We start from the raw sequence: 25,922 nt of genomic DNA on the forward strand, positions 1-25,922 counted from the left end.
CACCCACATCGAGAGGATCGAGAAAACCGATATGTCGCAGACAGTCAAGGGAGTCATCTCACGGAGCAAGGGCGCGCCGACCGAGGTGGTCGACGTGGTGATTCCCGACCCCGGACCCCGGGATGCGGTGGTGTCGATCAAGGCGTGCGGCGTCTGCCACACCGACCTCGCCTACAAGCAGGGCGGCATCAACGACGAGTACCCGTTCCTGCTCGGTCACGAGGCCGCCGGCACCGTCGAGTCGGTGGGGTCCGATGTGACCCACGTCGAGGTGGGCGACTTCGTGGTCCTCAACTGGCGTGCCGTCTGCGGCCAGTGTCGCGCCTGTAAGCGGGGCCGTCCCTGGTACTGCTTCGACACCTTCAACGCGAGCGTGCCGATGACGTTGACCGACGGTACCGAGTTGACGCCCGCCCTGGGCATCGGCGCCTTCGCGGAGAAGACGCTTATCCACGAATTGCAGTGCACCAAGGTCAATCCGGAGACCGATCCGGCCGTCGCCGGCTTGCTGGGCTGCGGTGTGATGGCCGGCATCGGTGCGTCGATGAACACCGGCAACGTGGGCCGTGGTGATTCGGTTGCCGTGATCGGTTGCGGCGGTGTCGGAGACGCGGCGATCGCCGGCGCGAAGGTGGCCGGCGCGACCACGATCATCGCGATCGACCGGGACCCGGCCAAGCTGGACTGGGCCAAGGACCTGGGCGCCACCCACACGATCAACGGCGCCGAGGTCGACGATGTGGTGACCGCGGTGCAGGACTTGACCGACGGCAATGGTGTCGACGTGGTGGTGGATGCCGTGGGTCGCCCGGAGACCTACAAACAGGCGTTCTACGCTCGCGATCTCGCCGGTGTGGTGGTTCTGGTCGGTGTGCCGACTCCGGACATGACCCTGGAGATGCCGTTGATCGACTTCTTCTCGCGCGGCGGTGCCCTCAAATCCTCCTGGTACGGCGACTGCCTGCCCGAACGCGACTTCCCGATGCTGATCGATCTGTACGAGCAGGGTCGGTTGCCGTTGGAGAAGTTCGTCACCGAACGGGTGGGCCTGACCGACGTCGAGGCGGCCTTCGAATCGATGGAAGCCGGCAAGGTGCTGCGATCGGTGGTGGAGCTCTGATGGCATTGCGGATCGAGAATGTCGTCACGTCCGGGAAGTTCGAACTCGACGGCGGTTCCTGGGATGTCGACAACAACATCTGGATCGTCGGCGACGACTCCGAGGTCGTCATCATCGACGCCGCGCACTCCGCCAAGCCGATCCTCGATGTCGTCGGTGATCGAACGGTGAAGGCGATCCTGCTCACCCACGGACACAACGACCACATCACCGTGGCACCGGAGCTGTCGGATGCCACCGGCGCGCCGATCCTGCTGCACCCGGGTGATGACATGCTGTGGAACGAGACCCACCCCGATGTCACCCACCAGGATCTGGCCGACGGGCACGAGGTCGCGGTGGCGGGCACATCGCTGAAGGTCATCAATACGCCCGGACATTCGCCGGGCTCGTCGGTGATCCATGCGCCGGAGGCGGGGGTCCTGTTCTCCGGTGACACCTTGTTCCAGGGCGGACCGGGAGCGACCGGGCGGTCGTACTCCGACTTCCCGACGATCATCGCGTCGATCCAGGAGAAGATCTTCACGCTGGACCCGGAGACGAAGGTGTACACCGGGCACGGCGACGGCACCACCGTCGGGACCGAGTCGCCGCACCTCGAGGAGTGGATCAAGCGCGGCAGCTGACGTGTGGGATGGCCCACAGCGCATGCGAGAGTATGGACCTGCCCGGCAGGACCTGCTTCAGTTAGGTAATGCTTACCTATGTAGATCGTTTCGCGCCGTGGGCCGTCGCCGCATTTCGTATCGTCGTGGGCTTCGTCTTCTTCTGTCACGGAACCTCGACCTTGTTCGGGTGGCCGGTGGCACCCTACGGCGGCGACACCGCAGCCGTCGGGGCGTGGCCGTCGTGGTGGGCCGGAGCGATCCAACTCGTCGGCGGCCTGCTGGTGATGGTCGGCTTCCAGACGCGCGTGGCCGCACTGATCGGCTCGGGGTCGATGGCGGTCGCATACTTCTGGAAGCATCAGGGCGATGGGTTGTTGCCGATTCAGAACGAGGGCGACTCCGCGGCTTTGTTCTGCTGGGCGCTGTTCCTGCTGGTGTTCATCGGACCCGGAAAGCTCGCCCTGGACAACCTCTTCCGCCGATCGCGCGGCGGCATCCAGCCGGCCGCGGATATCCGGGTGGCCGAACCGGTTTCGTAGCCGGCGACCCCGACGCGCGCAGGTGGCCCGCAGCTCTGCGCGCCACCGGGCAGTAACCGACGATCCGGTGCGTGCGGTCGGCTGATCCGCGGTGCCGGGGCTCGGACGAGTAGTCTCAGCGCAATGACCGCCCTCGGCGCTCTGGTGCCTCCGTCGCTCCGCGGCTACCGCATCGGCTGGCTGCGGACCGACCTCCTGGCCGGCGTCACGCTGGCGGCGGTGGCGATCCCGGAGTGCATGGGCTACAGCTCCATTGCCCAGGTCCCGGTCACCGCGGGTCTGTACACGATCATCCTGCCGGCCGCCGCCTTCGCGTTGCTCGGAGCCTCACGGTTGCTCGTCGTCGGCGCCGATTCCGCGACGGCGGCGCTGCTGGCGTCGGGCATCGCCGGGATCGGTGTCGCCGGGCTGCAACCCGGCACCAACGAGTGGCTCGCCTGGACGGGCATCATCGCTCTGGTGACCGGTGCGATGCTGGCCGTCGCCCGCCTGCTCCGGCTCGGATTCCTGGGTGACTTCCTCTCCAGTGCCGTGCTGACCGGGTTCCTGGCCGGCACCGGAATCAGCGTGCTGACCGGTCAGATCCCCGGCATGCTGGGCGTATCGGGCGCGAATGGCTATGTGTGGCAGCGCTGGTCGGCGATCGCGCAGGAGATCGGCAACGTCGAACCGACGTCGGCCCTCTTCGCGGCGCTGACACTGGGCGCGTTGCTGGCCACCAGACGATTCGCCCCGCGAGTGCCCATGGCGATCATCGTGGTCATCGGGTCGATCGTGACGGTTGCCGTGTTCGGTTGGGCCGACGACCTCGACGTCGTCGGCGACCTGCAGAGCGGGCTGCCGCAGTTGGGACTTCCGGCCGGACTGAGCATCGACGACATCCCCAAGGCGGCGACGGTCGCGTTCGGGTGTGCCATCGTGATCCTCGCGCAGAGCGCCGCCACCGCACGCAGTTACGCCCAGCGGCACGGTGATACCGCAGACGTCAATCGCGACATCGTCGGGTTGTCGGTCGCCAACATCGTGGCGGGCCTGAGTTCCACCTTCGTCGTCAACGGCAGCCCGACCAAGACCCAGTTGCTCGACGAGCAACGCGGTCGCACGCAGGTCGCGACGCTGACGATGGCCGGGGTCACACTGCTGGTGGCGACCTTTCTCGGCGCGGCGCTGGCCGATCTCCCGCATGCGGTGCTCTCGGCGATCGTGTTCCTGATCGCCGTCGGACTCATCGACGTCCACGCCTTTCGGCGGCTGTGGCAGGTGCGTCGTATCGAGTTCGGTATCGCGCTCTTCACCGCGGTCGTCGTCCTCGTGTTCGGTGTCCAGAACGGTATCCTGACGGCGATGGTCGTGTCTCTGCTCGAGATCGTCCGACGCCAGTACCGCCCGGAGCGGTTCGTGGTCGGTGTCGCCGACCACGGGCGACGTCGGCGATATCAGCCGGCCACACCGGGACGGGAGTCCCTGCCCGGACTCATCGTGTTCCGCTACGACGCGGATCTCTTCTACGCCAATGTGAGTCGATTCGCCGATGACGTGATGTCGCTGATCGACTCCGCACCGGACCCGGTGCGCTGGCTGGTGCTCGACTGCACAGCCATCGCCGACGTCGACTACTCGGCCTCCGCGGTGCTCGACGACCTCATCGCCTTTGTGCATTCCCGGCATGCCCATTTCGTCCTCGCCGGGGTCGATCCGGAGCTGCAGGGAACGCTGCTGAATGAAGGGGTCCTGGGCGATCTGGACCCCGACCACGTCTTCGGTACCGTCGGTGCTGCGGTGCGGGCCTACGAATCCGCCTTTCCAGAAGCAGTGCAGGTCGATTCCGACGACGACACGACCGGCAGCGGGGAGGCACCCAGATGATGCTGGTGCGGGTGGTCGAGACGTCGGCCGCTGTCGCCGCGACGAGATCGCGCAAGGCGAAGATCGTCGAACTCGGTGCGCTGCTCGACGACGCAACCGCCGCCGAGATCCCCACCGTGGTCGCCTGGCTGTCCGGGGTCATCGGACAGGGCCGTCTCGGGGTGGGCTGGCGGTCGCTGACGTCGCTGGTCGGCGAACCCGCGATGCGGCCGACACTGACCGTCGATACCGTCGACGAGGTCTTCGACCGATTGGCCGGCGCCCACGGACCGGGGTCGGCGACGTTGCGGCGGCAACTCTTGACCGACCTGTTCGCCGCCGCGACCGAAAGCGAGCAGGGATTTCTGCGTCGACTGATGACCGGTGAACTGCGTCAGGGTGCGCTGGCCGGGGTGATGGTCGACGCGATCGCTGCGGCATCCGGGCAGCCGCTCGACCTGGTGCGTCGCGCACACATGCTGACCGGGTCGCTGTCGGAGACCGCGTCGATCGCGGTGCACGGCGGTGCGGACGAGCTCGCCGCCGTGGGGTTGCAGGTGGGGCGAGCGGTGGCGCCGATGCTGGCGACGCCCGCCGAATCGCTGGCCGACGCGGTCACCGCGCTGGGCCCGGATCTGGTGGTGGACTTCAAACTCGACGGTGCGCGAGTGCAGGTGCACCGTCGGGGTGGCGATGTGTCGGTCTATACCCGCAGTCTGCGCGACATCACTGCCGCGGTCCCCGACATCGTGGACGTCGCACGCGAACTCCGCTGTGAGACCGTCATCCTCGACGGGGAGACGCTCACCCTCGACGCAGATGGTCGGCCGCGGCCGTTCCAGGACACCATGAGTCGGTTCGGTTCGGCCGGTGTGCTCGACGACGATCCGTCGGCGCTGTTGCGCCCCTTCTTCTTCGACTGTCTGCATCTCGACGGGGTCGATCTCATCGACCGACCGTTGGCCGATCGACTCGACGCCTTGGCTTCGCTCGCACCGGAGATGCGCATCCCGTCGGTCGTCAACCCGACGGTGGAGGAGGCGCAGCGTCACCTCGACGCCGCACTCGCCGCCGGTCATGAAGGTGTGATGGTGAAGTCAATGGCCGGACCCTACGCGGCCGGTCGACGTGGAAAGGCCTGGCAGAAGGTGAAACCGGTGCACACCTTCGACCTCGTGGTGCTCGGTGCGGAGTGGGGGTCGGGGCGCCGCACCGGCCTCCTGTCGAATCTGCACCTCGGTGCTCGCGACCCGGACGGCGGCCCGCCGGTCATGGTCGGCAAGACTTTCAAGGGGCTCACGGACACGGTGCTGCAGTGGCAGACGGACGAATTCCCCCGGCACGAGAGCCATCGGGACTCCTACACCGTCTACCTGCGACCCGAGATCGTGGTGGAGATCGAACTCGATGGTGTGCAGCGCAGTTCACGCTACCCCGGGGGTGTCGCGCTGCGGTTCGCCCGAGTCGTTCGCTATCGCCCGGACAAGACCGCTACCGACGCCGACACCATCGATTCGATCCGCGCACTGCTGCCGGAATCGTAGGTCGGGCGGGTGGGGTCTCGATACGCGGGCTCGCCTGGCGGCTCGCCCGCTACTCGACCAGCGGTGAGGTGCCGTCTCGGTGGTGGATTGAGCAGCGGTGAGGTGGGGTCTCGATACGCGGGCTCGCCTGGCGGCTCGCCCGCTACTCGACCAGCGGGTGAGGTGGTGGATTGAGCAGCGGTGAGGTGGTATTTCCGTGGTGAATCGATCGCCGGTGGGGTCAGCCCAGCGGCAGTTCGGCCACGAACGGTCCGGTGGGTTGGGTCGACCCGCCCGGCGGTTCGACGGTGAACGCGAGTGCGGTCGCGTCACCGAGTCCCTCGATCACCGCAGTGGTGGACGGGGCGACGTCCTGATCGGTCATCGTGCCTGCCGACGTCTCACCGGTCGGCCCGACCAACCACATCTGATAGACGGTGCCCGGTTGAGGCGGTGGCACGTCGTTCATCACCAGCACTCCCGCGTCGGCCGTCGGGGAGAAGGTGACCGTCGCGCGGCCGGTCGCGACAGCACCTGACGAGGTGCGTACGTCCGTGGCCGCGAACACCTGCTCCGCGGTCTGCGGCGATGTGCCCTCGGAGGTCGTGGCGACACCGATCACCCAACCGATGGCCCCGACCGCGACCGCCACCACGGCTGCGGCTGCGGCGTACATCAGTCGACGTCGACGATGCAGTGGGATGACCGTCGCGGTGGGTTCTGCTCGGTCGGTGGTGCTTGCGCCGCGCTCGGCCTCGGTGCGCGCAGCGGCGAGGACCCGGTCGCGCAACGTCTCCGGCGGAGCCGTCGCGGTCACGTGGCTGATACTGGCCATCGCCTCTCGAGTGGCGGCCACTTGCCGGCCGAACGCCTCGCGCACCTCGGCGGACTCGGCGTCGAGACGGCGCTGCAGATCGTCGAGTTCGGCGTCGTCGACGGCGTCGAGACCGACGGCGGGCGCGAGATCGAGGAGTTCGTCGTCAGGCATCACGATCCCCCAGACACTGCCGCAGCCGCTTGAGGCCGTCGCGGATCCGCGACTTGATGGTCGGCAACGCGACAGAGAGTTTTTCGGAGACCTCCCGATAGGACAGGCCGTGATAGTAGGCGAGGTCCACGGATTGACGCTGCACTTCGGTCAGCGTCTCCAGGCAGCCGACCACCTCGCGGGTGACCTCCCGGGACTCTACGGCCTCGGTTACCTCGTCGAAGGTCGACGGGATGCCGGCCAGGCCGTAGTTGACGTCGCGTCGGGTTGCGGCCGTCTCCGACCGCACCCGGTCCACGGCGCGGCGGTGCGCGAGGGTGATCAGCCAGGACAACGCCGACCCGGCATGGGGATCGAACGACTGCGCCGATCGCCACACCTGCAGGAACACCTCCTGGGTGGTCTCCTCGCTGAAGCCCGGGTCACGCAAGACGCGCAACACCATTCCGTACACGCGGTCACACGTCAGGTCGTAGAAGCGCGCGAAGGCCTCGGAGTCGCCGGTCGCGATCCGATCGAGCAGGGCCGGCAGCACGGCCACGTCGGATGCGGGATCTGCGGTCACCGCGCACACTCGGTCGTCATCGTCGAACAGCCTAGTAGGCGCGCGGCCGACCCTCAACGACTTGGTGGGAGACAGTCGACCGGGCGCCGACCGGCCGGGTGCGAGCAGCATCATGGTGTCGACCCCGCCCGTGTCCGTGGTGGCAGCGGCAGAAAGTAGGACGTGCGCTGCTGATACTCGGGATAGCCGGGTCGTTTGCTCATCGAACGCTCCAGCAGTCGCGCCCCGGTCGCGAAGACAAGGAAGTAGGTCATCGCGACCGGCGACAGCACGGTCAGGACCCCGGGCCAGCTGCTGGCTGCGATCAGCCACACACCCCACCACGCGCTGGAGTCACCGAAGTAGTTGGGATGGCGCGTCCATGACCACAGGCCGCGGTCCATGATCTTGCCCTTGTTCGACGGATCGGCCTTGAATCGACGCAACTGCGCGTCGCCGACCGCTTCGAAGGTGAAGCCCACGAGCCACAGCGCCACTCCGGCCACCAACACGACCGTCCACACGCCTTCGGTGGGGCCGACCACCGCCGACACCTGGATCGGCAGCGACACGAACCATTGCGCGACGCCCTGGGTGGCGAAGATCTTGCGGGCCACGATGCCGATCTCGGTGCCACCGGAGCGTTCGAGCATCTCGGTGTAGCGAGGGTCCTCACCCTTGCCGGCCGACTTCTGGAACATGTGCCAACTCAGCCGCAGGCCCCACACGGACACCAGGGCAGCGAGCAGCCAGCGGCGGGTCGCATCACCGGGTCCGAGGATCAGCGTCAGCCAGGAGATCCCGACGAAGCCGAGCCCCCACGACACGTCCACCACGTTGTAGCGACCGATCCGATGGCCGATCGCCATCGTCACTGTGTGCAGCACCACCAGGAACACCACCGTGGCCGCGGTGATGATCCCGAAGGCCGCCCACGACGAGGTGCCGGCGATCATCGCCGGGCCTGTCGATCGGGGGCGTCCCGGGTGAACACCAGCTGGTGCACGTCCAGGTAGCCGGCCCGGAACCCGGCCTCCGAGTACGCAAGGTAGAACTCCCACATGCGCCGGAACGTGGTGTCGAAGCCGAGTGCGGCGACCTCGTCGCGGCGCGCGGTGAACCGCTCCCGCCACAGGCGCAGCGTCTCGGCGTAGTGTCGGCCCATCGCCCGCCGCTCGGTGAGCCGCAGCGAGGTGTGTCGTCGGGTGACCGCGTCGAGGGCCTTCAGCGACGTCAACTGGCCGCCGGGGAAGATGTACTTGTGCACCCAGGTGTAGGTGCTGCGGGAGGCGACCATGCGGTCGTGCGGCATGGTGATCGCCTGGATGGCGACCCGTCCGCCCGGAGCGAGCACCCGGTCGATGGTCTGGAAGTAGATCGGCCAGTACTTCTCGCCGACTGCCTCGATCATCTCCACCGACACCACGGCGTCGTACTCACCCTGCACCGCGCGGTAGTCGCACAGGTCGATCTGCACCCGGTCGGCCGCGCCGGCCTGGGCGACTCTCTGACGGGCGAGGGCCTGCTGTTCCGACGACAGGGTGACCGAGCGGACCGTCGCGCCCCGGGCGGCGGCGCGCAGGCACAATTCGCCCCAGCCGGTACCGATCTCGAGGAGGCGGGTGCCCGGTCCGACGCCGGCGGCATCCAACAGCCGGTCGATCTTGCGGTGCTGGGCGGCCTCCAGATCCGACCACGGCGGACGGGTGCCGCGGTCGAGGTCGGCGAACAGCGCGCTCGAGTAGGTCATCGTCTCGTCGAGGAACAAGGCGAAAAGCTCGTTGGACAGGTCGTAGTGCCGGGCGATGTTCCGGCGGGTGTTCTTCGCCGAATTATCCTCCGATTCCGGATGTTTCGGCAGCACGATGGAACGGAGAGTCTGCAGGGGACGCGGCACCAGTCGCGCCACCCGGGTGGCGAACGGGGTCAGGACGCCGACAAGGTCGTCGGTGGTCCAGTCGCCGGCCATGTACGACTCGCCGAAGCCGATCAATCCGCCGGCCCCCACCCGCCGGGCGAAATCGGCCGGCCGACGAATGATCATCCGCGGCAACACCCGATCGCCGTGGTTGCCCAGGACGGCGCCGTCGGGCAACTCCACCCGGACGTCGACGCCGCGCACCGCGTGACGGAACAGGCGCGCGGCCGCCGCGCTGCGGATGGCGGTGGATCGTCCCCGCGGCGGCGCAGCGACATCGGGCCAGCGTGCCGCCTCGGCGGGCGTCAGTTCGGAGACGGCGTCGGTTGCGCTGTGGTCGGCGGAGTCACCGGAGAGGTCACGGAGCGGAGCGTTCATCGTCGTCCTTTCGCGAGACGGGACACACCGGATGTGGTGCATCCGGCAACGGTCAGAGAAGTGTGGTGCGCAGGGCGCGCGATGATGGGGAGCCGTCGCAGCCACAGCCGGATTCCGTGTACCCGAATTCGCGCGGACACCACCAGGGGGGCCAGCGGCGCGCGTACCTGGGTCCGGACGATCTCGGCGGTGGTGGCCGGCCGGGCCCGGCCGGCCACGGATGCGGTGAACGGGTCCTGTCCCTCACGGTGCAGGGTCACCGACACCGCCACCCGGCCGTCGGCACCCGGTGACGGCACATGCAGTTGGTAGGTGCCGTCCACGTCGTTGAAGGGGGAGACGTAGAACTCCTTGGGCACCAACGCATCACCGTGCTCGTCCGGGAGCACCACATAGCAGTGTCGTTCACCGTAGGTGTTGTGCACCTCGGCGACAACGACGTCCGGCGTCCCGTCGGGACGGTGGCACCAATACACGCTGAGCGGATTGAACACATGCCCGGCCACTCGCGGTGACAGTAGCGCCACCACCGGGCCGGTGGGTGGTGCGATGTCGGCGGCGGCGAGCTGGGCGTCGAGCCGGCTGCGCAGCGTGTCATCGGGCCTGCTCGGTTGTGGAAAGTGGTCGGCGGGACGAAAGCGTGCGAACGGCCGCAGCCAGCCTCGGGGGTGCGGTGGGTGATCGACGTCGATCAGCCAGGCGACGCTGCGATGGGTGAAGGCGTGCCGAATCGGGGACGTGCGGGCGTGCCGGATGCGGGTGCGGACGATCGCCGGGGTGCGGGGTAGGTCGCGACCCACCTCCGCTCGGCCCTCGGGGACCGGGAGTCGGCGGCGTTCGCGGGCCCGCAATTCAGGGACCGACTGGGTTCTGGTCATACCGACACCTCGGGCTCGGTGGCCGGCCAGGTCGCGCCGAGATGGTGCGCCGCGCGCAGACCGGAGACGGCTCCGTCTTCGTGGAATCCCCACCCATGATAGGCGCCGGCAAACGCGATGCGGTCGGTGTTCGCGTCCGGGAGCAGCGCCTGGGCGGCAACCGACTCGGTGGTGTACACGGGATGTTCGTAGGTCATCTCGTCGATCACGGTGGATTCGTCGACGAGGTCGGTGCGGCCCATCGTCACCAGCATCCGGGGCTGATCGGTCGGCAGCCGCATGAGACGCGTGAGGTCGTAGGTGACGGCGACGTCGGAACCGTCCGGGCGGATCTGATAGTTCCACGACGCCCACGCCCGACGCGCACGCGGTAGCAGGGACGTGTCACTGTGCAGCACTGCGTGTTTGACGGAGTAGGGGATCGCGCCCAGGGTGCGCTGTTGCGCAGCGGTCGGCCTGGTGAGCATCGCCAGTGCCTGATGCGGGTGGGTCGCGACCACCACAGCATCAAAGGATTCGTGACCGGCGTCGGTGGTGACGCGGACCGCGTCGTCGTCGGAGGCGACCGCCCGCACCGGGGTGCTGCGGCGTACGGCGCCACCGGTCACGTCGATCCGGTCGGCGATCTTCGCCACATACTGCGCCGACCCGCCGACCACGGTGCGCCAGGTCGGTGAGCCGAACACCGAGAGCATGCCGTGGTGTTCGAGGAAGGTGAACAGGTAGCGGGCCGGGTACTCGGCAGCGACGTCGGCGTCACAGGACCACACGGCCGCCACCAGGGGCACGAGGAAATTGTCCACGAAGTACGGGGAGAAGCGTTCGCGGGCGACGAATTCCGACAGCGGCTCGTCCGAATCGGGGGTGTCGAGGAGGCGACGGGCGCTGCGGTGAAAGCGGGTGACCTCGCCGAGCATCAACAGATAGCGCCCACGGGTGAGGTTGCGCGCGCTGGGGAACAGGCCACCCAACCCGAGGGCGCCGGCGTATTCCAGACCGGTGAGCTCCGAGCGCACCGACATCGACATGTCGGTGTCCTGAGTCGCGACATCGAGATCAGCGAACAGCCGCAGCAGCGTCGGATAGGTGCGGTCGTTGTGCACGATGAACCCGGTGTCCACCGGAATCACCTGCCCGTCGGGCATCGGCACATCGTGCGTGTGGGCGTGCCCGCCGAGGCGGTCGTCGGCTTCGAAGAGGGTCACGGTGTGCTGGTCCGCCAACAGATGTGCGGCGGTCAGGCCCGCGACACCACTGCCGATCACCGCGACTGATCGGGACGAAGTTGTGGTCATGTGCGGTGTTCGGCACCGGGCCCCGATCGGATGGGTCACGCGCGCTGTGACCTGCCACCGAGCTGGTCGGTGTGGTCATCGCCACCCATTCAGTACGTCGGTCGTTGTGCGGGCGTGCCGGCGCTGTCGGTGGAGACGATGGTGGCGCCGAGCGGCAGCAGAGACACCGGCACCATCTTGAAACTCGCGATACCCAGTGGGATACCGATGATGGTCAGGCACATCGCCAGGCCGGTGACGATGTGGCCGATGGCCAACCAGATGCCGGCCAGGATCAGCCAGATGATGTTGCCGATCATCGACATCGCACCTGCGGTGGGTTTGCGGACCACCGTGCGACCGAAAGGCCACAGCGCGTAGTTGGCCATCCGGAAGGACGCGATGCCGAACGGGATGGTGATGATCAGGATGCAACAGATGATCCCGGCGACCGCATATCCGATCGCCATCCACACGCCGCACAGCAGGAGCCAGATCACGTTCAGGATGGTCTTCATCACGCCATTGTCCGCCACCGGCCGACCCGGCGTCGAGGAGTCCGGCGACCGGGGGCGGCAACCGACGATCTGTTCGCAGGCCCGTTACCCTGTCGCCATGGTCGACCGGGGACGCGAAGCGGTGTGGGCGGTGCTGACCACCGTCGTGCTCGTCCTACGCATGCTGGCGACCATCGCGCTGGTGTTGCTGGCGATCGGGTGGGCGGTAGCCGCGGTCGGTGACAGCGTGAACAACCAGTTCCTGTGGCCGGCCGTCATCACCGGGGCCGTGCTGCTGTTGAGCACCTACGCTTACAGCTTTCTCCGCGCGCGCCACCCCCGGCGCAACGGGTGGATTCCGTGACGAGCACTCAGACCGTACGCCCCAGCGTCGCCAACAGCCGAGTCTGCCGATCGGCGTCCGAGGCCACCTCGACGCCGGGCTTGCACACGCCCTCACCGTAGAGCGCCGGCCCGAATCCGGCTGCCGCGGTCTCCATCAGCGTCAGCTCATCGTCGGTGAAGCGCAGATCGTGGCCGACCGCGCTCGCCACATCCCAGCGGTGGGCGACCATGTCGAATCCATAGAAACGCAGCAGCGTCTCGCCGATCGTGGTGGGTCCGAAGTGGCCGTCGAAGGGGTGGTCGCCGACGGCGGGATCGTCGAGTCGGGTGGCGACGGCGGAGCGGTGGATGTGCCACGCGGCGGCCGGGTCGTCGAGGTCGGGGCGCCGGCCGAGGTCGATGCCGTGGCCGTCGAAGAAACTGCGCTGTGTGTCGATGACGTGGGCGACCACGTCGCGCGCAGTCCACCCGTCGCATGGTGAGTCCGCCGCCCAGCCATCGGCCGGGATGGTGTCGAGAACGGCGGCGAAACCGTCTGCGAGTGAGCGATAGCGGGCGCCCAGATCGGTGCCGGAGTCGTGTGCATTGTCGGTGGTGGCGGTCATGATGGAACAGTAACCAGACCGACCGGAGCGGGGATTGATGAAATCCGACAGTTCGGGGCAGCCCGCGGGGACCCGGATCGACGACATCGAACGGGCCCACCTCGTCGACCCGGCGGACACGTCGTTCGCGATCGGCCGCTGGGCGCCCACGCCCGATGTCGCCGACCTGATCAGGCGGTTCTGGGTGCCGATCTGGTCGGTGCCGCCCGGTGCGGAGGCACCGCAGCGGGTCCTGCAGTACCCGGTGTGTCTGGTGGTGGTGACCGCCGAGTATTCGCGGTTCTACGGCGTGACCACCGGCCTGTCGGAGACCGTGCTCTCCGGCGACGGATGGGCGATCGGGACGATGCTCGCACCCGCGGCGGGTGGGCTGATCACGGGCGGCTCGGTGGTGCAATGGACCGACCGGTTCGGTGATCTCTCGGAGGTCGGCGGATCGGCAGCGGTGACCCTCACGAGGGACGTGCGGGCGGTGATGGCGCCGGACCCGCACGATCCGGGTCGACAGCACGACGCCACTGACCTGGCGGAAGCGTGGATTCGTGGATTTGCCCCGGTCGACGACGATGGGCTGCTGATCAATGCGATCGTCGACTATGTCGAGGGCGACTCGTCGGTGACGTCGGTGACCCAGATCTGCGACCGCTTCCACGTCACCGAACGCAGCCTGCAGCGCCTCACCCGGCGCCGACTCGGACTGACCCCGAAGTGGCTGATCCAGCGCAGGCGCCTACGGGAGGCGGCCGAGCGGTTACGCAGCGCCGACGCCACGCTCGCGGTGATCGCGGCCGAACTCGGATACGCCGACGAAGCCCACCTGGTGCGGGACTTCCGCACCGTCACCGGGATGACGCCGGGCCGGTTTGCCGCTCGATTCTCTTAGAGAGATCTGGATCACGCTACGCTTACTGGGACGGGGGTCGTGTTGCCCCCACCACTCCGGGCGGCACGATCGGAGCAGATGAGACCGATTACGGAGGGCCGATGAGCGATTCTGTCTCGGCGTCCTCCCGTGTCCGCAGGGCCTACGAGGACTTTCTGTCCGGCATCACCCCCGCCGACGACTCGGTGCGTTCGCTGGTGCGGGACTCCTGGGCGCGATCGGTGAGTCGGGGTGTCAACCCGGGTGAGGCCGTCCCCGACAACGACACCGTCGCGATGACGGCGTCGGAGTTCGCCGAGTATCGCGCCGCGCACCCGATCACCGCGGTGCGTCCGCTGGTGCAGTCGCTGATGCTCGACGACATCGCCGACACCGGTGTGGTGGTGGCGCTCACCGATCAGTCCGGCCGACTGTTGTGGGTCGAGGGCGCCACCGACGCACGCGACAAGGCCGCCGACATCAACTTCGTCGAGGGCTCACTGTGGAGCGAGGAAGTGGTGGGCACCAACGCTCCGGGCCTGGCGCTGGCCGTGGATCGCGGGGTGCAGGTGGTGGGCCCCGAACACTTCGCCGGGCCCGTCCAGCAGTGGAGTTGCGCTGCTGCGCCGGTGCACGATCCCATCACCGGACACGTCATCGGTGTCATCGACGTGACCGGCGGACGCGAGGTCGCTGCGCCGTTCGCGCTGGCCGCGGTGCGTTCGGTGGTGGCCGCTGTGGAGCGCGAAATGCAATCCCGTGCGGTCGATCTCGCAGATCGAGCCACCTTCTCGCCGGCGCCGGTCGGAGCTCGACTGTCGGTGCTCGGTGCCGGTGGCTACGTGTGGCGAGCGGCCGGCGGCGAGCGTGGTCTGTCACGGCGCCACGCCGAGATCCTCCTGCTCCTGCAGGCGTTCCCCGAGGGACTCAACACCGAACAACTCGCGCTGCTGCTCGCCGAGGACGGGGTGGACCCGGTCACCGTTCGCGCCGAGATATCGCGGCTGCGTAGGGATCTGGGGACCGACGTGGTGGCGTCCCGGCCGTATCGGCTGACCGTCGAACTGATCTCGGATGTCTCCGAGGTTCGTGACCGCATCGCCGGCGGCAGCGACCTCGGTGGGGTCATCGACCTGCTCGGTCGCGGCGGATTGCTCGCCGAGTCGTCGGCGCCGGGTGTCGTTGAATTGTTCGAGGAACTCCGTGAAGACCTGCGGTCACGATTGATCGCGCAAGGTGATGTCGGCGCGTTGCGCAAGTGGACGTCGTCGACCCATGGTCGTGACGATCTGGTCGCATGGCGGCGACTCGAACACCGGTTACCCGCCGGACACCCGGACCGGGCCGTCGTCGGTGGACGAATCCGGCTGCTGGACAAGCGGTACGGCGTCTGAGGCGGACCGCACGTCACGCCCACTCGACGGGAAATGGCGCCCAGTCGACCGTCGCTGCTCGCCTCGGCTCAGCCGTCGCGGTGCGCGTGCAACACCACGTCGTGGGTGTGCGCACCACCGCCGGCGGCCACGCCACGTTCGCGGGTCTCGTTGGTGCGGATCGTCCACCCGTCGCCGAGGAGCGCCGCGACGTCGGCGGGCTGGAAGTAGTCGTCCGGGTTGCGGCCGTGTGCGCGCACGCCCTCGGCCTCATGGGAGACCATCAACAGTCGGCCGCCGGGGCCCACCGCGTCGACGATCCGGCGCATGGTGGCCTCGTCGGTGCGGGCGATCGGGAAGTACTGCAGCGACACCAGGTCGAAATCCCGGCCGGGGACGTCGTCGACGGTGAGGTCGGCCCGCAGCCAGGTGGTCGCCTCGCGGGGGTCGAGTTCACGAGACCGGTCAATGGCCACCTGCGAGATGTCGACGGCAATCACCTGCCAGCCCCGGTCGGCGAGCCAGCGGGCATCGGCGCCCTCACCGGAGCCGACGTCGAGTGCGGTGCCGGGATCGACGTCGGAGATCTCGGCGATCAGGGCCGGATTGACGTCGGCCGTCCATAGACGGTCGGCGCTGCTGTACCGCTCATCCCATTCGGCTGCGCCGTCCATGTCGCCGTGTGCGTGCTGGTCACTCATACTCCGACCGTACTTGTCACCCTCGCATGGGAACATATGTTCTATGCGGATCGAGCGCAAGGAGAGGCCGGAGGCCACGATCCTGCATGCCGACCTGGACTCCTTCTACGCGTCGGTCGAGCAGCGCGACGACCCGCGCCTGCGGGGACGGCCGGTCCTCGTCGGCGGCGGGGTAGTGCTGGCGGCCAGCTACGAGGCGAAGGCGTTCGGGGTGCGGACGCCGATGTCAGGGCGGGAGGCGCGGGCGCTGTGTCCCGATGCGGTCGAGGTGCGGCCCCGCTTCGACGCGTACTCCGAGGCCAGCCGCGCGGTGTTCGAGATCTTCGACGATGTCACTCCCATCGTCGAGGGTATCTCCGTCGACGAGGCATTCATGGACGTCGGCGGCCTGCACAGGATCAGCGGCACTCCGCTGAAGATCGCCGCTGACCTACGCAAACGTGTCGCCACCGAGGTGGGGCTGCCGATCACCGTCGGTCTGGCGTGTACCAAGTTCCTGGCCAAGGTGGCCAGTGCGGTCGCCAAGCCCGACGGGTTGCTGGAGGTGGCGCCGGGCACCGAACTCGAGTTCCTGCATCCGTTGCCCGTCCGGCGCCTGTGGGGTGTCGGTGCGGTGACCGAGGGCAAACTCGCCGACGCCGGCATCCGCACTGTCGGGGATCTCGCCTCGTTCGGAGAGCACGGACTGTGTGGCCTGCTCGGCGGGAGCGTCGGCCGGCATCTGTACGCGCTGTCGATGGCGCGTGACCCGCGGCGGGTCGAGACGGGACGTCGGCGCCGGTCGATCGGTTCCCAGCGTGCGCTCGGGCGTCGACCGAAGAACGAGGCCGACATCGAGGCCACGCTGGTCGCTATCGTCGAACGCCTCGGCAAACGCCTGCGCGGCGCGGACCGTGTCTGCCGCACCGTGGTGCTGCGGCTGCGGTTCGACGACTTCGGGCGGGCCACCCGCTCCCGGTCGTTCCTCGAATCCACCGACCGCACCGACATCATCATGGCGGTCGCGCGAGGCCTGCTCGACGAGGCGATGCCGCTGATCCGGGAGCGCGGGTGCACGCTGATCGGGTTGTCGCTGACCAATCTCGACGACCACGACAGCGTCCAGCTGAGCTTGCCGTTCGAGTCCGACCATGCCGCCGACCTGGACATCGCGATGGACGCACTGCGCAACCGGTTCGGCAGGGATGCGGTGACCCGGGCCGTGCTCGTCGGACGCCACCACGGTGACGATGCGCCGATGTTGCCGGACTGAGGGTGTGGTGCGGGGGTCTCGATACGCGGCCTCGCCCAGGGCTCGGACGCTACTCGACCAGCGGTTGGTTCGGTTGATCGAGGGGGTGGTGCGGGGGTCTCGATACGCGGCCTCGCCCGGGGGCTCGGACGCTACTCGACCAGCGGTTCGTTCGAGTAGGTGACGAGCGCAGCGAGGAGTGGTGTCTTTCTGCTGATCGAGTAGGTGACGAGCGCAGCGAGGAGCCGTATCGAGATCACCTCGCGTCCATGCACAAAACGCGCAAAAGACGAGTTATGCGCGCAAGCGTGATTGTGACCTGTATTACCCGCAGAGTGCTCTTGTAACGGCCGCGACCACGAGTCCGCACACCTCCGGCCGTCCCCCACGCAGAAAGAGCTTGGCAATGTTGGTAGCACTCGGCCTCGGTATGGTGGCCACCTTCATGTTCCTGATCATCACCAAGAGGGCGACCCCGGTGGTCGCGCTGATCCTGGTGCCGGTGGCGTTCGGTCTGTTCGCCGGCGCCGGCCTCGACATCAGCGACATGATCGTCGACGGCATCGAAGACCTTGCGCCCACCGCGGCGATGCTGTTCTTCGCGATCATCTTCTTCGGCATCATGATCGACGTCGGACTCTTCGACCCGATCATCCGATTCATCGTCCGCGCGGTACGCAACGATCCGGCGCGCCTGGTGGTGGGTACCGCGGTATTGGCGATGCTCATCTCCCTCGACGGCGACGGCTCCACCACCTTCATCGTCACCACCGCAGCACTGCTGCCGCTGTATCTGAAACTCGGTGTGAGTCCGGTGGTGTTGACGGTGGTCGCGGGCCTGGCCAACGGCACCATGAACATTCTCCCGTGGGGAGGGCCGACGGCACGGGCGGCGAGCGCGCTGGGCATCGACACCAATTCGGTGTTCCTGCCGATGGTTCCGGCACTCGCCGCCGGACTGATCGTGGTGTTGTTGTTCGCCTTCCATCTCGGTGTGCTGGAACGCCGTCGTATCGGGCAGATCGAGATCCGCGAGTCGGTGCTGGCGCCGCGCGACGAGGTGTTGGTAGCCGCCAGTGGCGGGTCGGGGACCGACGTGCCCCGCGGTGGCCGCGCCGGGCGAAGCGGTTCGGTCACAGGCGGTTCCGGCGACTCCGGTGACTCCGACGACTCCGAAGCGGCGACTCGCGACCTGCCCACCGCACCCGACGGCGCACCCGCCGACCCGGCGGCCTCCGCCTTCACCGGCATCCTCGATCCGAACCGGGACACGCTGCGCCCCAGACTTTTCTGGGTGAACGCCGGTCTCACCGTCGCACTGCTGGCGGTCCTCGGTCTGGACCTGGTGTCGATCCCGGTGTTGTTCATGATCGCCTCCGGTATCGCGCTGGCCGTCAACTTCCCCCATCTGAAGGATCAGCAGGCGGCCATCACCCGGCACTCGACGAGCATCGTGTCGGTGGTCGCGATGGTGCTGGCCGCCGCGGTACTGACCGGCGTGTTCAGCGGAACCGGCATGGTCGAGGCCATCGCGCACTGGTTGGCCTCGGGTATCCCCGACTGGATGGGACCGCACATGGCCGTCGTCATCGGCGTGCTGTCGATCCCGTTGACCTTCCTGATGAGCAACGACGCCTTCTATTTCGGTGTGCTGCCGGTGCTGTCGGAGACCGCGACCCGCTACGGCATCGATCCCGCCGAGATGGCTCGTGCCTCGATCACCGGTCAGCCCTTCCACATGCAGAGTCCGCTCGTGCCGGCGATCCTGTTGCTGGTGGCCCTCGCCGGCGTCGGACTGGCCGATCACCACAAGAAGGTGCTGTGGCGGGCCGCGGCGGTGTCGCTGGTGATGCTCGGCGTCGGCTGCCTGATCGGCGCGATCCCATTCTGATCTGAGCCCACCTCACCGGCGAATAGGCTGGCCGTATGCGATTGCGAATGCAGGTACTGCTCCTGCAACTCGCCGTCATCGCGGTCAGCCTCGCCGTCGGTTTCGGGCTGGTGCTCTCCGGCGCCGACGACCGGGTCCGCGACGAGTACGCGCAACGAGCGCTCGCCATCGCCCAGTCGGTGGCCGCCGACTCGACCATCATCGACGAGGTCGCCGTATGTCAGGGCGCCGTCCTCGACCCGGCACAGCTGGCGGCCGGTCCGCTGCAATCCGAGGCCAACGCGGTGCGGCAGCGCACCGGCGCGTTGTTCGTCGTCATCGGCAACGCCTCCGGCATCCGGCTGGCTCACCCCGACGACGACCAGCTCGCGCAACATGTCTCCACCGACCCGTCCAACGCCCTGGCCGGCAACGAGGAGGTGACCACGGACCGCGGGACCCTCGGTGAATCGGTGCGGGCCAAGGTGCCCATCGTCGACGACGGCCGAGTGGTCGGTTTTATCAGCGTGGGCGTGTCCACCGAGCGGCTGGCCGCCGAGACCCGTCGCGACATCGCCGCCACCGCGATCATCGCGCTGGTCGCGCTCGGGGTGGGGGCGCTCGGATCGATCCTGCTCGCCCGGCGCTGGCGCCGGCTGACCCTCGGCTTGGAACCCGACGAGCTGACCGAGCTGGTGCGCGAGCAGGGCGCAGTGCTGCACTCTATCTCCGACGGCGTGCTGGCCGTCGACAGCACCGGCGTCGTGCGCGTCGCCAACGACACCGCGCGACGACTGCTCGATCTACCCGACCCGGTCGGCACCGAAGTCGACGAGCTCTCGCTGAGCCCCCGGGTGCGGGGCGTGCTGGATCAGCCGACGCCCGACCCGGTCGCCGCGACCATCGGGGACCGGGTGGTGCTGGTCAGCTCGCACACCGTCGAAGCCGACGGACGCGACCTGGGGATGGTGCTGTCGGTGGTCGACCGCACCGACGTGGAGCACCTGACCCGCGAGGTGGATTCGATTCGTGCGATGAGCACGGTGTTACGGGCGCATCGACACGAGACGGCGAATCGGATGCATGTGCTCGCCGGCTTGCTCCGGCACGGACACACGGCCGAAGCCATCGATTACCTCGACGAGGTCAACGGCGTCGGCGGCCGGGGCGCGCGCCTGGCGGGCCTCGACAATGTGGGCGAGCCACACCTGGAGGCATTCCTGGACGCCAAGGCCGCCCATGCGCGCGAACGGGCGACCACCCTCACCCTCGGTGACCAGACCTGGGTGCAGGGCAGCTTGCGCGATCCGGTCGTGGTGACCACCGTGTTGGGTAACCTCGTCGACAACGCGATCGATGCCTCCGCGCGCCCCGAGACCGCCGGGCCGGGAGGCGATGGTCATGGCACCGTCGAGGTGGAGGTGATCACCGACGGGCACGACCTGATCATCAGTGTCGCCGATTCCGGTCCGGGTATCTCGTTCGACGACCCGGCGGAGATCTTCGCCGAGGGCGTGACCACCAAGGCGGATGCGGCCGTACCCGGCGGGCGCGGCATGGGGCTCGCGCTGTCACGGCAGATCGCCCGACGCATCGGCGGCGACATCTGGGTCGCCGACCCCGGCGGCGACGATGGCGGCGCAGTGCTCGTCGCCCGCCTGCCCGCGGTGTTGGAGACCGCGCAGACGGCCGACCAGGACGGAGAGGGAGACCGATGACCGACGAGTTGGGTGTGCTCATCGTCGACGACGATTTCCGAGTCGCCGCGCTGCACGCGAGCATTGTCGAGGCGGTGCGCGGGTTCCGGGTGATCGACCGTGCGGGCAGCATCGCGGCGGCGCGCTCCGCGTTGGCCAATCACGGCAGCGCCATCGACCTCGTGCTACTCGACGTCTACCTGCCGGACGGCTCCGGAATCGACCTCGTGGGCGAGTTGCCGTGCGACACCTTCATCGTGGGAGCCGAGACCGACGCGGGCGCGGTGCGTGCGGCGATGCGGGCCGGGGCACTGGCCTACATGATCAAGCCGTTCGATGACACCGAACTCGCTCGTCGGCTCGCCGGATACGTCCAGTACCGGCGGGTGCTGTCCGCCGACGTCGTCGATCAGCACGCGGTCGACACCGCGTTGTCGGCGTTGCGCTTCGGCACGCGGGCCGCCGAACGCGCCGATGCCGCGTCCCCCACCGAACATCGCATCCTGGAGTTGTTCGCCGATGCCGACGGCCCACTGTTCGCCGATCAGGTGTCCTCGGCGGTCGGGGTGTCACCGGCCACGGCGCGCCGACATCTCGCTCACCTCGTCACTGCCGGGCGGCTGAACATGGCGTTGCAGTACGGCAGCACCGGTCGGCCGCGCCAGGAATACCGGTTGCCCGGGTAGTGCCCTGCGATCGGCCTTGCGCCGGGATGTCGTCTGGCACGATGGAGGAGTCAAGGGGAACGAGGCCACACCCGGTAGTGCCATCGAAGGGGTCCTGATGACCGCAACTCGAACCGCCGACCACACCTACGACGACGCCGACCTGTCCGCCGACCTGCGGTGGTGGGATGCGGCCAACTACCTCACCGCTGCGCAGATCTATTTGCAGGACAACGTGTTACTGCGCGAACCGCTGACCGTCGAGCACATCAAACCGCGACTGCTCGGGCACTGGGGTACCAGTCCGGGGTTGTCCGCGATCTACGTCGTGCTCAATCGGGTGATCCGCGAGACCGACACGGACTGGCTCTACATCACCGGACCGGGCCACGGCGGTCCGGCGCTGGTGGCCAACACCTACCTCGAGGGCACCTACACCGACGTCTACCCGCACGTCACCCTCGACGAACGCGGCGTGCGCCGCCTGTGCCGCCAGTTCTCCACGCCCGGAGGCATTCCCAGCCATGTGAGCGTGCCGACACCCGGCAGTATCCATGAGGGTGGCGAACTCGGCTACGCCCTGGTGCACGCGGCCGGCGCCGCCTTCGACCATCCGGACCTGGTGGTGGCGTGTGTCATCGGCGACGGCGAGGCCGAGACCGGTCCGCTCGCGGGGTCATGGAAGCTCCCGGCCTTCCTCAACGCCGAACGCGACGGTGCGGTCCTGCCCATCCTGCATCTCAACGGCGCAAAGATCGCCGCCCCCACCGTATTCGGTCGAAGCGATGACGCCGACATCGCCGACTTCCTCGGCGGTCAGGGCTGGGCGCCGGTGTTCGTGGAGGGGGACGACCCACGCGCGGTGTTCGGCGACCTGAAAGCCGCCATCGATCACTCGCACAGTCTGATCCGCGAGATCCAGGCGGCCGCGCGGCACGGTGATCGTGCTGACGACATCCGATGGCCGGCCATCGTGTTGCGCACCCCCAAGGGGTGGACAGGGCCGTCCGAAGTGGACGGACGCCGCATCGAGGGCACCCATCGGGCGCATCAGGTACCGCTGTCCGGGGTGCGCGACAACCCCGATCACCTGCGCCAACTGGAGAGTTGGTTGCGGTCGTATCGGCCCGAGGATCTCTTCGACGACACCGGTGCGGTTGTCGAGGACATCCGAGATCTCGCGCCCCCCGGTGATCGGCGGCTCGGCTCGACGCCGTACGCCAACGGCGGCCGCCTGCTGACCCCGCTGAAACTGCCGCCCATCGCGCGCTATGCCGTCGACGTCGACAAACCCGGCGCCACCATCCATCCCACCACCACCGTCCTCGGCGAGTACATGCGCGACATCTACACCGAGAACACCACCCCGGATGGCGGTGGCACCTTCCGCCTGTTCTGCCCGGACGAGACGGCCAGCAACAAACTCGACGCCGTGTTCGACGTGACCGACCGGTGCTGGCAGCTGCCCACCACCGAGTTCGACGACGACCTCTCGTCGTCGGGACGGGTGATGGAGGTGCTCAGCGAGCATCTGTGCCAGGGCTGGTTGGAGGGCTATCTGCTCACCGGTCGGCATGGGCTGTTCGCCACCTACGAGGCGTTCGCGATGATCAGTGCGTCGATGGTCATCCAGCACACCAAGTGGCTACAGCACGCGTCGCACCTGAGCTGGCGGGAACCGGTGGCGTCGCTGAACATCCTGTTGACGTCGACATGCTGGCGCAACGATCACAACGGGTTCTCCCATCAGGGGCCCGGCCTGATCGACGCGGTGATGCCACTGGCACCCGACGTGGTGCGGATCTGGTTGCCGCCGGACTCCAACTCGTTGCTGTCGATCGCCGAGCACTGTTTCCGAAGCCGCGACCACGTGAACCTGCTGGTCGTCGACAAACAGCCGCACCTGCAGTACCTGTCGATCGAGGAGGCCGGGGAGCAGGCGGCGGCCGGCGCGTCGATCTGGGACTGGGCCGGAACCGAAGGGGACAGCGGCGATGACCCCGACATCGTGCTCGCGGGCGCCGGTGACGTGCCCACCCAGGAGATCCTCGCGGCGGCGCAACTGCTGCGGGAATGGGTGCCCTACCTGCGGGTACGGGTCGTCAACGTCATGGATCTGATGGCCCTGCTGCCACAGGCCGATCATCCGCACGGGATGACCGACGACGACTTCGCCGACCTGTTCACCGAGGACGGACACGTGGTGGTCGCCTTCCACGGTTACGCGCGCGCAGTACATCAGCTGTTGCACGGCCGGCCCGACGCCGACCGGTTCCACGTGCGTGGGTTCGCCGAGCAGGGCACCACCACCACACCGTTCGACATGGTGGTGCTCAACAAGATGAGCCGCTACCACCTCGTGCTCGAGGCGCTGCGCCGGGCGCGACGTGTGCCCGAACGCAGCGCGGAGCTCGCCGAGCACTGCCGTGGCCAACTGGCGCGCCACCACGAATACGTCCGCGAGCACTTCGAGGACCTCCCGGAGATCCGGGACTGGACCTGGGCCTGAGCTCCCGTCGGGAATGCGCGACGTCCCGACGTTGTCGATGATGATCGGGTGTGACGCCGACTCGGCCGTCATCGGTGTGAAGGGAGTGGCGCGGTGGTGGTGCGAACGCGGCGGTTGAGCGACTGGTTGCGGACCGAGACCGGCAGCGCCGCGCTGCTTGTCGCAGTCACGATCGCGGCGCTGATCTGGGCAAACCTGCCGTCGGACAGTTACGCCGAGCTGTGGCACACCGAGGTGGGCCTGAGCTTCGGTGCCCACGGCGTCGACATGTCGCTGCAGCACTGGATCAACGACGGCCTGATGGTGCTGTTCTTCTTCGTCATCGGGCTCGAGGTGCGCCAGGAGTTCTCCGTCGGATCGTTGCGCGACCGCCGTCGGGCGATGGTGCCGTTGGTCGCCGGGGTGTCCGGTGTGGTGGCGCCGGCGGTGATCTACCTGTTGATCGCCGGACGCGATGCCGCCGACGGCTGGGGTGTGGTGGTCGGCACCGACACCGCCTTCCTGCTGGGTGCGCTGGCCATCCTCGGCCCGCGGCTGTCGAATCAGCTGCGAGTGTTTCTGCTGACGTTGACCGTGGTCGACGACTTCCTCGCGGTGTCGATCATCGGCGTGGTGTATTCCGACGACCTCGATGTGGTCGCGTTGTTGATCGCCGTCGCCGGTCTCGTCGGGTTGTGGTTGCTGTCGCGCACCACGGTCTGGCGTAGCGCCCCGTACGTCACGCTCGTCGTGGTGGTGTGGGCGGCAACGCTGGCCTCAGGTGTGCATCCGTCGCTGGCCGGGATGGCGGCCGGTCTGCTGGTGCCGGCGCGCGCCACCGAGCGCGGACATGTCGAGTCGGCCAAGGCATTGTTCCGCGACTACTGGCAGTCGCCGGAGGCCACCGTCGCGCGGACGGCCCGCAGCGGACTGGCCCGGTCGATCTCGGTCAACCAACGTCTGCACGACGTGCTGCGGGCACCGGTCTCGTTGTTCGTGGTGCCCGTGTTCGCGCTCGCCAACGCCGGCATCGCACTCGGCGGGGGAGTCTTCACCGACGCGTTGGCCTCGACCATCACGTGGGGTGTCGTCGCGGGGTTGGTGCTCGGCAAGTTCCTCGGCATCTCGGTCGGGACCTGGCTGGCGGTGCGCGCGGGTCTCGGTCGGCTGCCGGAGGGTGTCGGGCGGGGCAGTGTTCTCGGCGGATCGGCACTGGCCGGCATCGGCTTCACCGTGTCACTGCTCATCGTGGGGCTGGCCTTCACCGACTCCACCCAGGCTGCAGAAGCCACCGTCGGCGTGCTGTTGGCGATGGTGCTCGCGGGCGCGCTGGGCTGGCTGATCTTCACCCGGGCCCGCGTCAAATGGGGCGAGACGACCGCCGACCTGCCCATCACCCTCGAGCCGCCGGTGGATCCCGAGGTCGACCATGTCCGCGGACCGGTCGACGCCCCACTCACCGTGGTCGAGTTCATGGATTTCGAATGCCCGTTCTGCGCGAAGACCACCGGCATGTGGAACGACGTGCACGCGCACTTCGGCAACGAAGTCCGCTACATCGTGCGGCATCTGCCGATCTACGAGTACCACCCGCACGCCTACCTCGCGGCACTCGCCGCAGAGGCCGCCGGCGAGCAGGGCAGGTTCTGGGAGATGCACGATCTGCTGTTCGCCAACCAGGCCGAACTGTCCTCCGAGCATCTGGTGGGCTATGCCGAGCAGCTCGACCTGGATATGAGCCGGTTTGTGCTCGACCTCGAGAGTGCCGAACTCGCCGGGCGGATCAGCGACGATGAGCGCAGCGCAGAGGCGAGCGGTGCCCGTGGGACCCCGACCTTCTTCCTCAACGGACGGCGCCACCGCGGCCCGCACGACGCCCGCACCGTGATCGCAGCGCTCGAGGAGAATCGCGACGCACAGTCGGCGGCGCGGCGGCGGTCGTAGTCGACTGCCGCCGGGCCCCGAAGATGTGG

23 protein-coding genes are annotated in these 25,922 nt (G+C 68.1%); 14 read left to right on the forward strand and 9 right to left on the reverse strand.

The window, feature by feature from the left end:
• Positions 1–31: 31 nt before the first annotated feature.
• From VX037_RS20460 to VX037_RS20480, 5 genes are all read left to right on the forward strand, one after another.
• On the forward strand, positions 32–1,120 hold the full coding sequence (locus VX037_RS20460) for an S-(hydroxymethyl)mycothiol dehydrogenase (protein WP_328715665.1): 1,089 nt from the start codon (positions 32–34) through the stop codon (positions 1,118–1,120).
• Positions 1,120–1,746, forward strand: coding sequence for an MBL fold metallo-hydrolase (locus VX037_RS20465; RefSeq protein WP_328715667.1), 627 nt, complete (start codon positions 1,120–1,122; stop codon positions 1,744–1,746). Before VX037_RS20460 ends, VX037_RS20465 begins: the two co-directional genes overlap by 1 nt.
• A 68-nt stretch (positions 1,747–1,814) precedes the next feature.
• On the forward strand, positions 1,815–2,267 hold the full coding sequence (locus VX037_RS20470; RefSeq protein WP_328715669.1) for a DoxX family protein: 453 nt from the start codon (positions 1,815–1,817) through the stop codon (positions 2,265–2,267).
• A 123-nt stretch (positions 2,268–2,390) separates the two neighbouring features.
• Positions 2,391–4,133, forward strand: a complete 1,743-nt coding sequence (locus VX037_RS20475; protein WP_328715671.1) for a SulP family inorganic anion transporter — start codon at positions 2,391–2,393, stop codon at positions 4,131–4,133.
• Positions 4,130–5,656 (forward strand): ATP-dependent DNA ligase, encoded by a 1,527-nt coding sequence (locus VX037_RS20480; RefSeq protein ID WP_328715673.1) that lies wholly within the window; start codon positions 4,130–4,132, stop codon positions 5,654–5,656. The genes VX037_RS20475 and VX037_RS20480 overlap by 4 nt, the downstream gene beginning before the upstream one ends.
• A 220-nt stretch (positions 5,657–5,876) precedes the next feature.
• On the opposite strand, the gene VX037_RS20485 is transcribed toward VX037_RS20480, so the two are convergent.
• From VX037_RS20485 to VX037_RS20515, 7 genes are all read right to left on the reverse strand, one after another.
• Positions 5,877–6,623, reverse strand: coding sequence for an anti-sigma factor (locus VX037_RS20485; protein WP_328715674.1), 747 nt, complete (start codon positions 6,621–6,623; stop codon positions 5,877–5,879).
• Positions 6,616–7,302: an ECF RNA polymerase sigma factor SigK gene (gene sigK / locus VX037_RS20490; RefSeq protein WP_442903721.1), complete on the reverse strand. Its 687-nt coding sequence runs from the start codon at positions 7,300–7,302 to the stop codon at positions 6,616–6,618. Before sigK ends, VX037_RS20485 begins: the two co-directional genes overlap by 8 nt.
• On the reverse strand, positions 7,299–8,123 hold the full coding sequence (locus VX037_RS20495) for a DUF1295 domain-containing protein (protein ID WP_328715676.1): 825 nt from the start codon (positions 8,121–8,123) through the stop codon (positions 7,299–7,301). The genes sigK and VX037_RS20495 overlap by 4 nt, the downstream gene beginning before the upstream one ends.
• Positions 8,120–9,463 carry a class I SAM-dependent methyltransferase gene (locus VX037_RS20500; RefSeq protein ID WP_328715677.1) on the reverse strand — a complete coding sequence of 448 codons (1,344 nt, stop codon included), beginning with the start codon at positions 9,461–9,463 and terminating at the stop codon, positions 8,120–8,122. Before VX037_RS20500 ends, VX037_RS20495 begins: the two co-directional genes overlap by 4 nt.
• Entirely contained in the window at positions 9,460–10,341 is an 882-nt protein-coding gene (locus tag VX037_RS20505) for a DUF1365 domain-containing protein (RefSeq protein ID WP_328715679.1), read from the reverse strand. Before VX037_RS20505 ends, VX037_RS20500 begins: the two co-directional genes overlap by 4 nt.
• A complete protein-coding gene (locus VX037_RS20510) occupies positions 10,338–11,636 on the reverse strand; it encodes an NAD(P)/FAD-dependent oxidoreductase (RefSeq protein WP_328715680.1) in 1,299 nt (432 codons plus the stop codon). Before VX037_RS20510 ends, VX037_RS20505 begins: the two co-directional genes overlap by 4 nt.
• A gap of 89 nt (positions 11,637–11,725) precedes the next feature.
• Complete coding sequence (locus tag VX037_RS20515) at positions 11,726–12,133, reverse strand: YccF domain-containing protein (protein WP_328715682.1); 408 nt, start codon at positions 12,131–12,133, stop codon at positions 11,726–11,728.
• 97 nt (positions 12,134–12,230) lie between these two features.
• Between VX037_RS20515 and VX037_RS20520 the strand changes: the two genes are divergently transcribed.
• Positions 12,231–12,476 (forward strand): hypothetical protein, encoded by a 246-nt coding sequence (locus tag VX037_RS20520; RefSeq protein WP_328715683.1) that lies wholly within the window; start codon positions 12,231–12,233, stop codon positions 12,474–12,476.
• Positions 12,477–12,483: 7 nt separating this feature from the next.
• Here the strand turns inward: VX037_RS20520 and VX037_RS20525 are convergent, their stop codons facing one another.
• Positions 12,484–13,062 carry a maleylpyruvate isomerase family mycothiol-dependent enzyme gene (locus VX037_RS20525; RefSeq protein ID WP_328715685.1) on the reverse strand — a complete coding sequence of 193 codons (579 nt, stop codon included), beginning with the start codon at positions 13,060–13,062 and terminating at the stop codon, positions 12,484–12,486.
• A 37-nt stretch (positions 13,063–13,099) separates the two neighbouring features.
• On the opposite strand from VX037_RS20525, the gene VX037_RS20530 reads away from it, so the two are divergent.
• Together VX037_RS20530 and VX037_RS20535 are read left to right on the forward strand one after the other, a co-directional pair.
• Positions 13,100–13,945, forward strand: coding sequence for a helix-turn-helix domain-containing protein (locus VX037_RS20530; RefSeq protein ID WP_328715686.1), 846 nt, complete (start codon positions 13,100–13,102; stop codon positions 13,943–13,945).
• A gap of 101 nt (positions 13,946–14,046) precedes the next feature.
• On the forward strand, positions 14,047–15,318 hold the full coding sequence (locus VX037_RS20535; protein WP_328715688.1) for a GAF domain-containing protein: 1,272 nt from the start codon (positions 14,047–14,049) through the stop codon (positions 15,316–15,318).
• Positions 15,319–15,386: 68 nt separating this feature from the next.
• Here the strand turns inward: VX037_RS20535 and VX037_RS20540 are convergent, their stop codons facing one another.
• Positions 15,387–15,998, reverse strand: coding sequence for a class I SAM-dependent methyltransferase (locus VX037_RS20540; RefSeq protein WP_328715689.1), 612 nt, complete (start codon positions 15,996–15,998; stop codon positions 15,387–15,389).
• Positions 15,999–16,041: 43 nt separating this feature from the next.
• Here VX037_RS20540 and dinB point away from each other — a divergent pair, with 43 nt between their 5' ends.
• From dinB to nhaA, 6 genes are all read left to right on the forward strand, one after another.
• Positions 16,042–17,250 (forward strand): DNA polymerase IV, encoded by a 1,209-nt coding sequence (gene dinB, locus VX037_RS20545; protein WP_328715691.1) that lies wholly within the window; start codon positions 16,042–16,044, stop codon positions 17,248–17,250.
• 385 nt (positions 17,251–17,635) lie between these two features.
• Complete coding sequence (locus tag VX037_RS20550; RefSeq protein ID WP_328715693.1) at positions 17,636–19,120, forward strand: CitMHS family transporter; 1,485 nt, start codon at positions 17,636–17,638, stop codon at positions 19,118–19,120.
• Between the two features lie 35 nt (positions 19,121–19,155).
• Entirely contained in the window at positions 19,156–20,817 is a 1,662-nt protein-coding gene (locus tag VX037_RS20555) for a sensor histidine kinase (RefSeq protein ID WP_328715695.1), read from the forward strand.
• Positions 20,814–21,482: a response regulator gene (locus VX037_RS20560; protein WP_328715696.1), complete on the forward strand. Its 669-nt coding sequence runs from the start codon at positions 20,814–20,816 to the stop codon at positions 21,480–21,482. Before VX037_RS20555 ends, VX037_RS20560 begins: the two co-directional genes overlap by 4 nt.
• 97 nt (positions 21,483–21,579) lie before the next feature.
• Complete coding sequence (locus VX037_RS20565) at positions 21,580–23,970, forward strand: phosphoketolase family protein (RefSeq protein ID WP_328715698.1); 2,391 nt, start codon at positions 21,580–21,582, stop codon at positions 23,968–23,970.
• A gap of 93 nt (positions 23,971–24,063) precedes the next feature.
• Entirely contained in the window at positions 24,064–25,893 is a 1,830-nt protein-coding gene (gene nhaA, locus VX037_RS20570) for a Na+/H+ antiporter NhaA (RefSeq protein WP_328715699.1), read from the forward strand.
• Positions 25,894–25,922 lie beyond the last annotated feature (29 nt).

The organism is Gordonia sp. Z-3 (genome assembly GCF_036233855.1).
In the GTDB taxonomy this organism is placed as follows: Bacteria; Actinomycetota; Actinomycetes; order Mycobacteriales; family Mycobacteriaceae; genus Gordonia; species Gordonia tangerina.